The organism is Vibrio frigidus, from assembly GCF_042465995.1.
Classification (GTDB): domain Bacteria; phylum Pseudomonadota; class Gammaproteobacteria; order Enterobacterales; family Vibrionaceae; genus Vibrio.
The window spans coordinates 171,203-186,248 of record NZ_JBCDMC010000009.1; the positions used below are offsets into that span (position 1 = coordinate 171,203).

General features: G+C 42.1%; 11 protein-coding genes. 5 read left to right on the top strand and 6 right to left on the bottom strand.

The features are described from left to right. Position 1: 1 nt before the first annotated feature. The 4 genes from AACW90_RS16640 to AACW90_RS16655 all read right to left on the bottom strand — a co-directional run bounded on the left by AACW90_RS16640 (position 2) and on the right by AACW90_RS16655 (position 4,803). Positions 2 to 874: a [formate-C-acetyltransferase]-activating enzyme gene (locus AACW90_RS16640; protein WP_390236690.1), complete on the bottom strand. Its 873-nt coding sequence runs from the start codon at positions 872 to 874 to the stop codon at positions 2 to 4. Beyond that, positions 864 to 3,164 carry a formate C-acetyltransferase gene (locus AACW90_RS16645; protein WP_390236692.1) on the bottom strand — a complete coding sequence of 767 codons (2,301 nt, stop codon included), beginning with the start codon at positions 3,162 to 3,164 and terminating at the stop codon, positions 864 to 866. Before AACW90_RS16645 ends, AACW90_RS16640 begins: the two co-directional genes overlap by 11 nt. Positions 3,165 to 3,279: 115 nt before the next feature. Next, entirely contained in the window at positions 3,280 to 3,597 is a 318-nt protein-coding gene (locus AACW90_RS16650; protein WP_390236694.1) for a PTS fructose-like transporter subunit IIB, read from the bottom strand. Positions 3,598 to 3,729: 132 nt separating this feature from the next. Then, a complete protein-coding gene (locus AACW90_RS16655) occupies positions 3,730 to 4,803 on the bottom strand; it encodes a PTS fructose transporter subunit EIIC (RefSeq protein WP_390236696.1) in 1,074 nt (357 codons plus the stop codon). A gap of 535 nt (positions 4,804 to 5,338) precedes the next feature. Between AACW90_RS16655 and ptsP the strand changes: the two genes are divergently transcribed. From ptsP to AACW90_RS16680, 5 genes are all read left to right on the top strand, one after another. Then, complete coding sequence (ptsP, locus tag AACW90_RS16660; protein WP_390236698.1) at positions 5,339 to 7,843, top strand: phosphoenolpyruvate--protein phosphotransferase; 2,505 nt, start codon at positions 5,339 to 5,341, stop codon at positions 7,841 to 7,843. A 13-nt stretch (positions 7,844 to 7,856) separates the two neighbouring features. After that, complete coding sequence (locus AACW90_RS16665; RefSeq protein WP_390236700.1) at positions 7,857 to 8,321, top strand: heme-degrading domain-containing protein; 465 nt, start codon at positions 7,857 to 7,859, stop codon at positions 8,319 to 8,321. Positions 8,322 to 9,171: 850 nt separating this feature from the next. Further along, positions 9,172 to 10,638, top strand: a complete 1,467-nt coding sequence (gene tnaA / locus AACW90_RS16670) for a tryptophanase (RefSeq protein ID WP_390236702.1) — start codon at positions 9,172 to 9,174, stop codon at positions 10,636 to 10,638. Positions 10,639 to 10,748: 110 nt separating this feature from the next. Next, positions 10,749 to 12,002, top strand: a complete 1,254-nt coding sequence (locus AACW90_RS16675) for an aromatic amino acid transporter (protein WP_195705429.1) — start codon at positions 10,749 to 10,751, stop codon at positions 12,000 to 12,002. Positions 12,003 to 12,085: 83 nt separating this feature from the next. Continuing rightward, positions 12,086 to 12,466 carry a RidA family protein gene (locus AACW90_RS16680; RefSeq protein ID WP_195705428.1) on the top strand — a complete coding sequence of 127 codons (381 nt, stop codon included), beginning with the start codon at positions 12,086 to 12,088 and terminating at the stop codon, positions 12,464 to 12,466. 87 nt (positions 12,467 to 12,553) lie between these two features. On the opposite strand, the gene epd is transcribed toward AACW90_RS16680, so the two are convergent. Together epd and pdxJ are read right to left on the bottom strand one after the other, a co-directional pair. Continuing rightward, positions 12,554 to 13,573 carry an erythrose-4-phosphate dehydrogenase gene (gene epd, locus AACW90_RS16685; protein WP_390236705.1) on the bottom strand — a complete coding sequence of 340 codons (1,020 nt, stop codon included), beginning with the start codon at positions 13,571 to 13,573 and terminating at the stop codon, positions 12,554 to 12,556. Between the two features lie 93 nt (positions 13,574 to 13,666). Next, positions 13,667 to 14,398: a pyridoxine 5'-phosphate synthase gene (gene pdxJ / locus AACW90_RS16690; RefSeq protein ID WP_390236707.1), complete on the bottom strand. Its 732-nt coding sequence runs from the start codon at positions 14,396 to 14,398 to the stop codon at positions 13,667 to 13,669. Positions 14,399 to 15,046 lie beyond the last annotated feature (648 nt).

The window sequence follows — 15,046 nt, forward strand, 5'->3', positions numbered from 1 at the left end:
ATTAACCTCCAATGGTAACGTTGTAACCATGAGCCTCTACGTGTCTGCGTATAGAAGCGATCTCGTCTGTGGTAGGAACCGCCACCCTTTCAAGAGCGTATTCCATATGTAGAGTTTGGTATTTACTCGCGCCATATTGATGGAACGGCAATAGGTGGATATCTTCTAGTCCAAATGGTTGGATAAAGCTAAGCACTTTATCCACATTGATAATATTGAGTGTGTACCCTGGGATAAGTGGTAAGCGTGGGATAACCTTTACTCCACTTTGCACCAATTGAGTGAACCCCTGTAATACCTTTTCGAGATTAATGCCAGTCACCTGTTTCGCGAGTTTCTGATCCATAATTTTGAAATCAAACAGCACTTCATCACACAGTTTACCTATCCTCTGTAACTGAGCATTACTGCCCTGACCTGAGGTCTCTATTGCTGTGTGGTAACCCAATTCACGCAGTCTTCCAAGTAGCTGAATAACAAAAGGCGCCTGAGAAAGTATTTCCCCACCGGATAGGGTAATTCCGCCGCCAGAAGAGCGGTAGAACACTTCGTCTTTGGCAATCTCTTTTAGTAACTCGTTCAAGCTCATGTCATGCCCAACCAATTCAACTGCGCCACTTGGACATTCATCTACATCCATGGAGCAAGTATCACAGTGAATACATTTTGCTTCACGGCGAATCTTCTGTGGTTGATGAGCGCGTGATTCAGGATTGGCGCACCATGGACAGTGAAGAGGGCAGCCTTTAAAGAACACGACTGTGCGGATACCTTTTCCATCGTTCAGTGAATAACGTTGAATGTTGAAGATATGCCCAACAGGTAATGCGTTGTCTACCAACTGCTCAGCCCTGATGCTTGAATTACAACTCATGAGATGTTCTTTGAATAATGTCGTCTTGGATCTCTTTCGACAACTCAACGAAGAAGGCGCTATAACCTGCAACACGTACGACTAATCCTGCATAATCTTCTGGGTTTTCCTGCGCGTTACGCAATGTTTCTGCATTGAGCACGTTAAACTGAATGTGTTGCAGTTTTAGTTTCATAAAGGCGCGCAAAAAATCACCCAATTTGGACAGGCCGTTTACGCCATCTAGTGTTGACGGAGTAAATTTAACATTCAGTAAACTGCCGTTAGAGAGCAAGTAGTTATCGAGTTTTGATACCGATTTAAGCACGGCGGTTGGCCCTTGGTGATCCTTACCAAGCATAGGCGAAAGACCGCCATCGGCTAACTGTTCGCCAGAAAGTCGCCCATCTGGCGTCGCACCTACCATTGCACCCAAAGGGACATGAGCTGATACCGTATACGAACCCGGTGTGAACTGGCCGCCACGTGGATTGTCATATTGTTCCACTTCCTTACAGAAAACGCGCAGTAAATCAGCACCAATAACATCTACTTCGTCGATATCGTTACCGTATTTTTCATATTTGTTCGTTAGGCGAGCACGAATCATTTTACCGTTTTCTACGTCGAAATTGTTATCGAGGACCGTAATGAAATCAGCAAAAGACAGGCGTTTTTCTTCAAATACGAAGCGTTTAAGTGCGAACAGGGAATCGGACAAATTCGCAATGCCAATACCTTGGACTCCAGAAAAATTATAGCGACCTCCGCCATAAGTGATGTCTCTACCCGACTCGACGCAGTCGCTGATAAATGAGGATAACAACGGGACTGGGGCCCAATCTCTATGACCGATATCACAGATATTCGAACCTTCTACCATCAACTTAATATAGTGACGCATGTCATTACGAATTTGGTCAACGATACTTTCGTAGCGCACATTCTCATCGTATTGATTTCTTTTTAGGACGAGCTCCATCACCTTTAATAGGTTGAACATTGCGATATCGTGTAACCCGTAGGTTTTACCTGGTATCGAAAGCTCTACACACCCCACAACAGAATAGTCACGAGCATCTTCGAGGGAGACGCCTCGGTTTAAAAAAGCAGGAATAACCACTTCATCGTTAAATATCTGTGGAATACCAGTACCTAGGCGAATGGTCTCTGCTGTTTTATGCATGAACTCCCGCTCCATCAACTCATTCACGCGAACGCCAAGATTAGGTTGTGGTAGCTGTACGCTTTGATAGGCATCTAAACAGAGTGTGGAAAGCTCGTTAACTGCGCTTCGCCCTGTTTCGGTTAACCCACCCAACAGTATTGTGTAACCCGTCGGAAAACCGGCAAAAAACTTTGCACTGCTAGAAGAGCGAAGTAGCACAATGTCATTGGTCTTTATCCATAGACTTTCAAGGTACTCTTTCAAGTATATTGGGTCTTCACCTTGATCAATGGATTGGCGATAAAAAGGCAGCATATATTGATCAAAACGGCCTAACGAAAGTGAACTTGCGTTTGACTCGTACTGCAGAATAATATTCATGTACCAAAATAGCTGGCACGCTTCGGGAAAGGTTTCAGGTTTACCCGTCGCCATTTTACCTGATATAGCGGCAATCGAGTGTAGCTCTTTCCTCCTTACAGAGTCACGGCAGGTTTCTATCATCTCCAGTGCCATTTTTTCGTATCGACGAATATGGCGGATTGATGCCTGAAGAAGGATGACCACAGACTGATAAAAAGGATTGCCAGGTTGAGCCGCGTCGATAGATTCAAGTTCATCAAGGAGTTTGCCAAGACCATTATTCAATAAACGCTCGTAGTCGATAATGATATGACCCTGACCTTTATCCGTTTGATTGATGCTAAATATTTTTTTTCCTACCGCATCTTTGATCTTTTCTGGTATTTGGCTGTTGATAAAGTCCTTCATGGAGCGTTCTGACCAATAAGGGAGAAGTTCCTCTTTATAAATGGTTTTGTCGTGGTCACTGATATAGAACTTATCTTGTGGACGGCTTTCGAAAATATCTAACTCTTTTTCAATCCAATACGGGTCCATCTCTGGTGAAACGATGCCCGATCGTGGTTTGACAGTACGGTTACCTGCGACGAGTTCATCATCTCGAATGGAAATGGTGACATTGTCCAAGATATGAGCGGTTGCTTTGGCGCGCCGAAGTAGCGTATGTTCGCCTTCTGTAAGTTTATGACTTTCTGTATACAGCAGAGCACGTTCTAGAGAGATCTCTCTCTGTGCTGTAAAAAGTGTCGATTTGAGGTTTTCGATTCTGACAGTGCTCATGGCAAGCTCCGTAATGGCTAATTAAGGTCGAATTATCGGGCGAGACTTGCATTTCTCGGCCTTGATATTTTATGTTTGCTTGCCTTTGCGGGTAGAAAAGACAAGCAAAGGCTTGCTACGCTGTTGTTAAATGGGCTTCGATTTTATCGATAACCGCTCCAGCTCGTTTAACAGCATCACTGACCCCAATACGTACCACTAACTTGCCTTCAAATCGCTCTTGATTTTTGATATCGATATCTTTAGTTAAAATAACAACATCTGCCTGCGCGACTTGTTCGGTTGTGAGAGCATTTTCAATGCCAATAGACCCTTGTGTTTCTACATGACAGGTCCAGCCTTTTGCCTTCGCCGCTGATTCGATGGCTTCTGCTGCCATGTAAGTGTGTGCAACACCAGATGGGCATGCGGTTACTGCTACTAAGTGAGTCATAATAATATCCTGTGATGTAAGACTTTTTACCCAAATAAAAGGTAGTAGAGTAAAAAGTGCATCGTTGTATTTCGAATCGTGAACGGGTTATCAATCGTAAGGGCTGATAACCCACTTAATGAATGTGTTCGGTTATCCAATGCTGATATCAAGGTTGATATCGTCAGAGGCATTTTCTTTCGGTACACCTATCTTGCGTCGAGCTTTTAAGAAGTTGACCAAAAGCGCGGTAATCAGTGAGCCGACGGCCAAAGCAATGATGAAACCAAAGCGCCCTTCAACGACTGGTAGGACAATTAATCCACCCCATGCTGCAAAGCATTTCACGCCAAGTAAAGCCGCCGTTACGGCGCCACAAGCGGTACCAATCATGATGGATGGAATTACGCGAAGTGGATCGGAAGCAGCAAACGGAATCGCACCTTCAGTAATACCCATGGTACCCATTAAGAGAGATGCACGACCTGCTTCTCGTTCGTCCGTTTCGTAGAGTTTTCGATTAAGGAATGTCGCAAGGCCCATACCAACAGAAGGTGTAGCAACCGCGACAGCAGAGATCCCCGCCACGTTATAGATACCTTCACCGACACATAGAATAACGAAAGCATAAGCGACCTTGTTTACAGGCCCGCCCATATCAAAGGCGATCATTAATCCCATAATAATGGCTAACACCACTATGCTTGAGTCTTGCATGCTTTTTAAGAATGCGGTGAGTCCAGCCGTCGCGGCGCCAATTGGTTCACCGATGCCCCAAACAATGGCACCTGCAGTAATAAACGTACCCACAATAGGAATAACAAAAATAGGCATGATGGAGCGAGCGAACGAAGGGACCTTTATTTTCTTCAGGTAGTGAACAACAATACCACCTAGTAGGCCAGCGAAAATGGCACCAAAGAAGCCCGTGTTATACATGTTTGCGCCAATAAAGGCGGCAATAGCGGATGGTGCCAGAGCCGAACGGTCAGCTATCGAGTAACCGATATAGGCCGCTAATATTGGCACCATGAGTTGGAACCCGGCAACACCGATAAAAAAGAGGTCATGCAACCAGGTACCTTCTACAGGTACGGCACCTTCGCCGTTAAGCATGACGGAAGCGGCGAGTAAAATACCACCAGCAACAACAAATGGTATCATATGTGATACACCAGTCATCAAGTGTGACCGGGTGTTTTTGAGTATGGAAATGATGTCGTTCATAACACTGTTCCTTAGAGCACAAAGTTTTTAATTAAAAGAATAGTTAGTTTAATTTGTTCACGTTTACTCGCTGCGCAGCGCTTGTAATTTTTCCAACCATATATTTGGAATTGACCATCAAGGTTGTGTTCATAATATAGTGAGTAAATGTGCTATGCAGTTAGAGGATAAATCATCTATTTACTGGATTTTTGTTAGTTATGTTCAGGAAGGTGATCTATGGCTCAAAATGGAGTTACTCGAATGCATGGGCATAAAAAGTCGTTTATATAATTGTTTCTATTGTGTTTTATCTACTGTTGATTGCTTTTTCATTGTAAAGAATGAGATCTATACTTCACAATGGGCAGGATACTTGAGCTTGTTCACATTTGAATGGACACCTAACAAATGTCCAGTAAAACGAAGGTATGTCCAATAGAGGTGTATTTGATGACGTTATATTGTGTAACGAAAGCATATCAATCTATTCTACTTACGCTCTTGTGATACGTATTGAGGTTTGTAAAATAATCAATTCTGAGGCCAGAATTTCATGAAAACTTTATCATTCTCTTGTGAATTACCAAATGGTGTTCATGCACGACCCGCTAGCCATGTTGAAGCGCTATGTAACGAATTTAGCGCGATCATTCAGTGGCAAAATAAACGTACCGGTATTTCTGCAAATGCAAAAAGTGTCCTTTCTCTTATTGGTACAGATACATTGTTGGGTGACCATTGCCAGATCACCATTGAGGGTGATGATGAAGAACAAGCCTTGGAGAAAATTAGTCGTTTTATCAATACTGAGTTTGCTCACTGCGATTCTATACTCGAAGTGGTGGAGCAACAGGTTGGTGATTTTATTCCTCTACCGCGAAGCTTTACCGCCCTCAATGCTCAGGTTTCTCGAGGTAATGCGGTAAGCGCTGGATTTGGTATCGGTAAACTGCTCCGTATTGGCGCTATAAATTTTGACACGTTAGCCGATTTGCCCGAAAGCCGTGATATTGAACTCGAGCAGCAAGCGCTATTGCAAGGGTTAAAGCAGCTTCTAAAAGCATTCGAACTTCAGTTGAAAACGGCCAGTCATACAGAAGGTGAAGTCGTCAATGCGCATCTTTCAATAATAAAGGATGCTGAGTTTAAATCGACGCTAGAGAGCAATTTAGTACAGGGTCGAAGTTGTGCCGATTCGATAATTGCGACCGCGAAGCACTTTGGAGAGCAACTGCAAAAGTCGGCGTCTAATTATATGCGTGAGCGTGAGTTAGATATACGTGACGTATGCTTTCAATTGCTACAGTCTGTTTACGGTGAAGAGCGTTTCTGCAATACACTTAGGTTAAGCGAACCGACGATTTGCATCGCGGATGATTTAACCCCTAGCCAGTTCTTAGAGCTTGACAAAGATCTATTAAAAGGCCTTATTTTAACCCATGGTGGCAGTACTTCTCACACCGTTATCCTAGCGCGTTCATTTGCTATTCCAACATTGGTGGGTATTGACGAAAGGTCGCTGACAACGATTCTTGATAATGAGGTTTTGGTTGATGGCACCCTTGGCCTAGTTGCGACAGAACTTGATGAACCGCTTCGACGTTACTACGAACAAGAGCAGCGAGTTATCGACATCATTGAAAAACGCCAGAGTCAGTATCGAGATGAAAAAGGTCAGACGGTGGATGGTAAACCGTTAGAAATTGCAGCGAATATTGCGCATTCTGTTGAAGCCCAAGCGGCATTTAGTAATGGCGCGGAAGCGGTAGGGTTGTTTCGTACTGAGATGTTATATATGGACAGGTCGTCTGCACCAGATGAAGATGAACTATACAATATATTTTGTCAGGCGTTAGAGGCCGCCCAAGGTAAATCTATTATCGTGCGCACCATTGATATTGGTGGTGATAAGCCCGTTGATTATTTGAATATTCCCGCCGAGAACAATCCGTTTCTTGGTTATCGTGCTGTGCGTATCTATGAAGAATTTTTGGAATTGTTTAAAGGTCAGCTACGCAGCATACTTCGTGCATCAGCACATGGTTCATTGAAGATTATGATTCCAATGATTTCTTCGTTGGATGAGATATTGTGGGTAAAAGACATTCTGGCTGAGGTACGCAAAGAGCTCCGAGCCGAACAAATTCCATTCGATGAAAAAATTCCATTGGGCATCATGATGGAGGTCCCGTCCATTGCCTTCATTATTGATCAGTGTTGTGAAGAGATAGATTTCTTCAGTATTGGTAGTAATGACTTAACTCAATACCTGATGGCAGTAGACCGAGACAATGCAAAAGTAACGAAACACTATAATAGTTTAAACCCCGCTTTCTTAAGGACGCTTGACCATGTTGTACGTGAGGTACACCGACATGGGAAGTGGGTTGGTTTGTGTGGTGAGTTGGGTGCAAAAGGTTCGGTTCTTCCTCTGCTTGTTGGTTTGGGTTTAGATGAAATAAGTATGAGCGCACCAAGTATACCTGCGACCAAAGAACGTATCGCGAATCTGGACAGCAATGGCTGTCGCCAGTTATTGAATAAGGCGATGAACTGTCGCACCTCGTTAGAGGTAGAACATCTGTTAGCACAGTTTCGCATGCATCAGTCTGATGCTCCACTTATTTCACAAGACTGTATAACTCTAGATAACGATTTACGCAGCAAAGAAGAGGTGATAAAAACACTTTCAGATAACTTGTTTTTGGCTGGGCGTTGCCGATATCCAACGAAACTTGCGGACGACCTGTGGGCTCGTGAAGATGTATTTTCCACGGGGTTGGGGTTTGGTTTTGCAATACCGCATACCAAAAGCGAACATATAGAGCAATCGACTATCAGTGTATCTCGTCTCGCTAAACCTATCCAATGGGGCGACGAAGAAGCTCAGTTCGTCATTATGCTGACATTGAACAAGCACGCAGCGGGTGATCAACACATGAAGATATTTTCAAAGTTAGCTCGACGAATTATGCATGAAGAATTCCGTCAAAACTTGATGAATGCAAGTTCAACCGAAGAGATAGAAAGTATGCTAAAAACTGAACTGGAACTATAAAGAGGCTACCGTCATGTCATCATTGCTCGAACAGATCTTGGAACAGGAACAGCGTCTTCAGTTTACGCATTTTTCTCATCAAAGAGCGTGGGAGCTAGGCTGTGCTCTAAAAGACGCCGCAGAAAATAAAAAGGTTAATGTTGCTATTGATATTGCGATGAATGGCCTCTGTATTTTTAGTTTCGCCATGCCTGGAACCCGGATTGATAACCTTGAATGGATCCGGCGTAAAAAAAATGTGGTCAATCGCTATCAAAATAGCTCTTGGTATATAGGCAACTATTACAAGAACAAAGGTGTTTCGATAGAAGAGAGCTCGCTCGTCGATGGTAAAAAGTATGCTCCTTTTGGTGGTTGCTTCCCTCTGGCCATACGTAATGTCGGCGTAGTAGGGACGATTACGGTGTCGGGTCTTCCTCAGGAAGAGGATCACCAATTAATCGTAGATACCTTAACGACTTTTTTATCAAAGCAATAATCCATTCATATCTCTATCTGAAAAGGTGCCTATGTCAGGCACCTTTTCTTTTTCAACGTCAAAAATCCTTCCAAAAGATGCACTATAGCAAGCTAAGTAAGTGTGTAATCAACACGAATGTCATTCCGCCGACCGTTCTAGATATCGCCATCCAACGGGGAAGGGCAATACGTATAAATAAGAGGTTTGTGACAGAGCACTTGTTACTCTAAATAGAGGTGAATACTTTTCCTGTTTTGATCACATTTATTAATGCTGGGCATATATTTATCAAATTACCTACAGCATAATAATTGTGAATTTAAAGCATCGCTTTTCTTAAGTGGGAACATATAATGAACATGTACCTTAAATCTCAATATAGTTCAGAGCCAGCATTGCTCGCTTGGTATAATATTGATCACATACTCTCCTTTCATTTATCTTCAGAATAACTTCTAGAGACGTTCCTACGTCGCCTTAAAAATTTCGGTAACATTTTACGACTAATTTCTATTATTGATTTTATTAAATCAACGGGCTTATATATATAAAATATGGCGCATTGGTCTAAAGTATTTTTCTTAATAAAGAAAAAGTCAAAAATTATCTAAAATAACCGTTGCAATGCAATGGAGAAATATAAGCAGACAATGCCTCTTTCAATCTATAGAATTTAGATTGTGAGATTATTTATGCCTATATATATCAAAAAAACTTTTGTATTTAATATTTCGTTATTAGTATGTCGCGTTTAATGCAGTTGAATTTTTATTCGGCTTCTTTAAAAGAAAGATAAGAATAACGAGATTGTTCGTAACTAATTTAATCATGGTGAAATAACACCATGTAACTATATAAAGGCATTATTATGGAAAACTTTAAGCATCTACCAGAACCATTCCGCATTCGTGTAATTGAACCTGTAAAACGTACTACACGTGAGTATCGTGACCAAGCAATTATTAAAGCAGGTATGAACCCATTTTTGCTTGATAGTGAAGATGTATTTATTGATCTTCTTACCGACAGTGGTACAGGCGCAATTACGCAAAAAATGCAAGCAGCAATGCTTCTTGGTGATGAAGCGTATAGCGGTAGCCGCAGCTATTATGCATTGGCAAACGCAGTAAAAGATATCTTCGGATATGAGTTCACAATCCCGACTCACCAAGGTCGTGGTGCTGAGCAAATTTACATCCCTGTTTTAATCAAGAAACGTGAAATGGAGAAGGGTCTTGACCGTACTAAGATGGTCGCTCTATCTAACTACTTCTTCGATACAACGCAAGGTCATACTCAAATGAACTGCTGTGTTGCGAAAAACGTATACACAGAAGAAGCATTTGATACTGCTGTAAATGCAGATTTCAAAGGCAACTTTGACCTAGTTAAGCTAGAAGAAGCGATTCTTGAAGCGGGTGCAGCCAACGTACCATACATTGTGAGCACCATTACTTGTAACTCTGCTGGTGGCCAGCCTGTTTCTATCGCAAACTTAAAAGCTGTGTACGAAATTGGACAAAAATATGACATTCCAGTCATCATGGATTCCGCTCGTTATGCTGAGAATGCTTACTTCATTCAACAGCGCGAAGAAGCATACAAAACGTGGACAATTGAAGAGATCACTTTTGAATCTTACAAGTACGCTGATGCACTAGCGATGTCAGCGAAGAAAGACGCCATGGTACAAATGGGTGGCCTACTTTGTTTCAAAGATGACTCTCTAATGGACGTATACACTGAGTGTCGTACTTTGTGTGTGGTACAAGAAGGTTTCCCAACTTACGGTGGCCTAGAAGGCGGCGCGATGGAACGTCTTGCTGTTGGTCTTTATGACGGAATGCGTCAGGAATGGCTAGCATATCGTATTGGCCAAGTTCAATACCTTGTAGATGGATTAGAAGGTTTGGGCATCGTTTGTCAACAAGCCGGCGGCCACGCTGCATTCGTTGATGCGGGTAAGCTACTTCCTCATATCCCTGCTGGTCAATTCCCTGCACATGCTCTTGCTTGCGAGTTATATAAAGTTGCGGGTATTCGTGCGGTTGAGATTGGTTCTCTATTGCTAGGTCGTGATCCTGCAACGGGCAAGCAACATCCTTGTCCTGCGGAACTACTACGTTTGACTATTCCACGTGCAACATACACCCAAACGCACATGGATTTCGTTATCGAAGCATTCCAAAAAGTAAAAGAAAATGCAGCAAACGTGAAAGGTTTAGATTTCACTTACGAGCCAGCTGTTCTTCGTCACTTTACTGCCCGTTTACAAGAAGTTGAAGCGGTACAGCAAGCTGATAAATCAGAAGACAAAGTTCTCGAAAAAGCTTAATTGCTATAAAAGAGGTACCCATTTGGGTGCCTCTTTACCTAAACAGATAATAAAATAATACGATTTAGGTATGTAGTCCAATAACGTGAAATAACAAGAGTGAATGAAAAATGGAACAGAGTTCTACGTTTACATCAAATGATAAAGCTGCGGAAAAAAGCCCTTCACTGATTGGTGGTGCATGTATTATCGCCAGTGTTTGTGTTGGTGCCGGTATGTTAGGCCTACCAAGCGCAGGAGCGGGTGCATGGACAGTATGGTCAATTCTTGCCATTACATTAACAATGATTGTGATGACAGTGTCGGGTTGGATGTTGTTGGAATCATTCAAGCATTATGACTTAAAGGTATCGTTTAATACGGTAACTAAAGACATGCTTGGTGACAAAATCAACATGTTCAATAACCTAGCGGTTTATTTTGTAGGAGGGATATTACTTTATGCTTATATCACATCTTCTGGCCTTATCCTTCAAGATACGTTGAATCTAGATAGTAAAATAGCGTCTATCTTATTTGTGTTAGTTTTCTCGGCCTTTGTATGGCACTCCACCAGAGCAGTAGACAGAATTTCAGTTGTTTTGATCTTATTCATGGTCTTAAGCTTTGTGTTTGGTGTGTCAGGTTTAGCAATCAAAGTCGATATGTCGATACTGTTTGACACTATCAACGCGGAAGCAAACTATGCGCCTTACGCTTTAGCAATGCTACCAGTGGCGTTAACCTCGTTTGGTTATCATCATTCGGTTGCTTCTATGCGAGCTTACTACGGAGAAGAAACAAGAGCGAAGTACGCCATATTGATTGGTACAGTAATCGCGCTGAGTTTGTACTTTTTGTGGCTGTTTAGTATCTATGGAAATTTACCAAGAAGCCAGTTTGGTCCTATCATCGAGCAGGGCGGTAATGTAGATGCATTACTTACGGCATTAGGTTCAGTTATTGAATCTGAAAAAGTAGCCAATGCGATTAATACCTTCTCAATGGCGGCAATCTTGTCTTCTTTCATTGGTGTTGGACTTGGGGTGTTTGACTATTTAGCAGACTTGTTCAAGTTTGAAGATACTAAGCAAGGAAGAGCAAAAACTTGGTTGGTTACTTTCTTACCACCACTTGTTTTATCGCTGTTGTTCCCTTTCGGTTTTGTCATCGTCATTGGTTATGCTGGCGCTGCGGCAACGGTTTGGACGTGTATCATTCCTGCTCTTCTTGTCAGAAAAGCACGTATGTTAGAGACTGGAGATAAAGGCTTTAGAGCACCTGGTGGTCAAGTTATGATCTATCTTGTTATGGGTTTCGGTGTGTTAACCGCCGTGTTCCATATCATGTCGATGTTAGGTTTCCTTCCTTCGTACGTGGGATAGTCAGAATTAAGTAAAAGGTTCAATAACTCGCTGGTTATCTAACAATATAGATAACCAGCCTCTCAAATAAATAGGAAAGTAAAATGGTTGCGATTAAAACATCCGGTGCGCCTGCAGCAATTGGTCCGTACGTACAAGGCGTGGATTTAGGCAGTATGATCATTACATCAGGTCAATTACCTATCAATCCAGAAACAAAAGTAATGCCAGATGATGTTGCAGAGCAAGCCACTCAATCGTTAGAAAATGCATTGGCGATAATAACGGAAGCTGGCTTAACGGCTAAGAATATTGTCAAGACAACGGTATTTGTAAAAGACCTCAATGATTTCGCACGCATAAATGAGGTGTACGAAGTGTTCTTCAATAAGCATGACGCGCCATTCCCTGCACGTTCTTGTGTTGAAGTGGCTAGATTACCTCTAGACGCGCAAATCGAAATTGAAGTTATCGCTGTTCGGTAGGTTTTTACGTCTTAGTGAAATAAGTCGTTCTAATAAAGAGTGCAACCCAATTCGGTTGCACTCTTTTTTTTGTTTTGTTGGTCGAGTTTAACGAAACATCGCGAGAGCAGTATCGAGCATTCGATTAGCAAAACCCCATTCGTTGTCACACCAAACCAGCATTTTAACTAAATGCCCATTGCTTACCCGAGTCAGGGTTCCGTCTACGATCGCGCTGTGAGGGTCATGATTAAAGTCACTGGAAACTAACGGGACTTCAGTATAATCAACAATACCTCGCAATGAGTACCTAGAAGCCTCCAATATGGTTTGATTGATCTCATCAATATTTGCACTGGCGTGGATTGTGACACTTAGGTCCATGGCGGTGACATTGACGGTGGGAACTCTGACAGAAATGGCTTCAAATTTATCAGAAAACTTAGGGAATATCCTTCCAATACCTTTGTGAAGTTTTGTATCGACGGGAATAATCGAATGGCTTGCAGCACGGGTTCTGCGAAGGTCTGAATGATAAGCGTCAATGACCGGTTGATCATTCATAGATGAATGAATCGTGGTGATGGTGCCGGACTCAATGCCGAAGCTTTCATCCAGTATTTTAATAATAGGCACAATGCAGTTGGTGGTGCAGGAGCCGTTTGACACAATGTTATGTTCCGGTTTCAGCGTCTCATGGTTAACACCGTAAATAACCGTGTTGTCTAAATCATTCGAACCAGGATGTGAAAATAAAACCTTTTTTGCGCCCGCAGCGATGTGTTTCTCGCCATCAGCTTTGCTGCCATACACACCGGTACAATCCAAAACGATGTCAACCTTGAGGTCTTGCCAAGGAAGGCGTTCAATATCGGCAAAATGAAAAATGCGGACAGAATCAACGTTATTATTTTCTCGGTGAATAAACAGGCACCGCTCATCATAAGTAATGGGGTTCTTAAAACGTCCGTGAGTGGAGTCATATTGTAACAAATGAGCCATGGCGTTCGGTTCTGCAAGTTCGTTTACTGCGACTATTTCAATGGTCTTATGTTTATCGCTTTCATACAAAGCCCTGAGAACGTTTCTTCCTATACGGCCGAAACCATTGATGGCAACTCTAATCATCTTTATATTTTCCTTCAGCTTAACGTGTTACGCAGGTAATAATAATTTGCTCTCATCAGCATTTTCTTAAAAATGATGACAATGATGCATGGTTTAGCGGCGCGCTATAGCAATGGTTTCTTTCATATCAGAAACCGCTTTGCTTAGTCCATCAAAGGCCGCTCGACCAATAATAGAGTGACCGATGTTCAACTCATAAATATTCGGAAGGGCAGCAATCGCCGCGACATTGTGATAAGTGAGGCCATGACCTGCATTCACAATAATACCGAGACTGGCGGCATAGGTTGCTGCTGCAGAGATTTTTTCAAGTTCAATCTGTTGGTCGTGCTCTGTTTTGGCGTTGGCGTAATGACCGGTATGCAGCTCAATAAATGGTGCACCACACTCTTTAGCAGCAAATATTTGTTCATTATCCGCGTCTATAAATAGGGAAACGTGGATACCTGCCTGACAAAGGGTTTGTGTGGCAGCTTTGACTTTATCTAACTGGTCTTTGACGTTTAATCCGCCTTCAGTTGTTAGCTCTTCTCGTTTCTCAGGAACTAGGCAGACAAACTCTGGTTTTACTTCTAGCGCAATTGTCACCATTTCATCGGTAACAGCCATCTCAAGATTCATGCGAGTTTGAAGGGTGTCACGAAGAATACGAACATCTCTGTCTTTTATATGGCGTCGATCTTCTCGTAGATGGATAGTGATACCATCCGCACCTGCTCTTTCTGCTATTTCAGCAGCATGTACGGGATCTGGGTACTTAGTACCACGTGCATTTCGTAGTGTGGCAATATGGTCAATATTGACCCCTAATAAAACTGAGTTCATTCTGTTACTCCATTTTTGATACTGGAATTGATAAGTGTTGTGTTCGAGTAGGATGATAAATACGATTATTATCGACTATGTATACCTTGTTCATCGTCATTTTCGTGCAGCTATAGGTAATTAACAAAGGCAAGGCAGAGTAGAATTAACAACGGTATTAAAATAACCAATTACAAACATTGAGAAGCAAATTGAAAATATTAAATAACTTCAATTTTTGTAATAATTAATGGATGTAGGTTGTTATTTTTGGTGAGAAATCACCGAAGAAAAATTAAATAGCAGAGATGCGTGCAGAAATATTATAGTCGATATTAAACCAAGCCAATTGCATTGGCTCCAACACTATTTTTTGACGTGTCATTATTTGTATAATCCTAACAATGGCTATTTGTGTTCTCTATTGTATCGGGCAAGGAGTAACATACAAATAATTCCCATGAAAACGTGAACACGTATACGATTTTAACAATCAGTATTCTTTAACCAGATAAGATAATTTGACATTTTTTTGTAGTCAAAAGGAGGGCTAAAAATCTGCAATCCGGTGACTTCACGTTCTCAAATGGTGACATAAAAAGTTTGATCAATTTATGCGCTATTTCGATAAGCCAATGACCTCTGAAGAGATTATGCTCATTGTTCGTT

Excerpts from the sequence above, each read along its gene's own strand:
- AACW90_RS16675 (WP_195705429.1), top strand. The coding sequence starts at position 10,749 with ATGGAACAGAGTTCTACGTTTACATCAAATGATAAAGCTGCGGAAAAA.
- AACW90_RS16640 (WP_390236690.1), bottom strand. The coding sequence starts at position 874 with ATGAGTTGTAATTCAAGCATCAGGGCTGAGCAGTTGGTAGACAACGCA.
- AACW90_RS16645 (WP_390236692.1), bottom strand. The coding sequence starts at position 3,164 with ATGAGCACTGTCAGAATCGAAAACCTCAAATCGACACTTTTTACAGCA.
- AACW90_RS16665 (WP_390236700.1), top strand. The coding sequence starts at position 7,857 with ATGTCATCATTGCTCGAACAGATCTTGGAACAGGAACAGCGTCTTCAG.
- tnaA (WP_390236702.1), top strand. The coding sequence starts at position 9,172 with ATGGAAAACTTTAAGCATCTACCAGAACCATTCCGCATTCGTGTAATT.
- pdxJ (WP_390236707.1), bottom strand. The coding sequence starts at position 14,398 with ATGAACTCAGTTTTATTAGGGGTCAATATTGACCATATTGCCACACTA.
- ptsP (WP_390236698.1), top strand. The coding sequence starts at position 5,339 with ATGAAAACTTTATCATTCTCTTGTGAATTACCAAATGGTGTTCATGCA.
- epd (WP_390236705.1), bottom strand. The coding sequence starts at position 13,573 with ATGATTAGAGTTGCCATCAATGGTTTCGGCCGTATAGGAAGAAACGTT.
- AACW90_RS16650 (WP_390236694.1), bottom strand. The coding sequence starts at position 3,597 with ATGACTCACTTAGTAGCAGTAACCGCATGCCCATCTGGTGTTGCACAC.
- AACW90_RS16655 (WP_390236696.1), bottom strand. The coding sequence starts at position 4,803 with ATGAACGACATCATTTCCATACTCAAAAACACCCGGTCACACTTGATG.
- AACW90_RS16680 (WP_195705428.1), top strand. The coding sequence starts at position 12,086 with ATGGTTGCGATTAAAACATCCGGTGCGCCTGCAGCAATTGGTCCGTAC.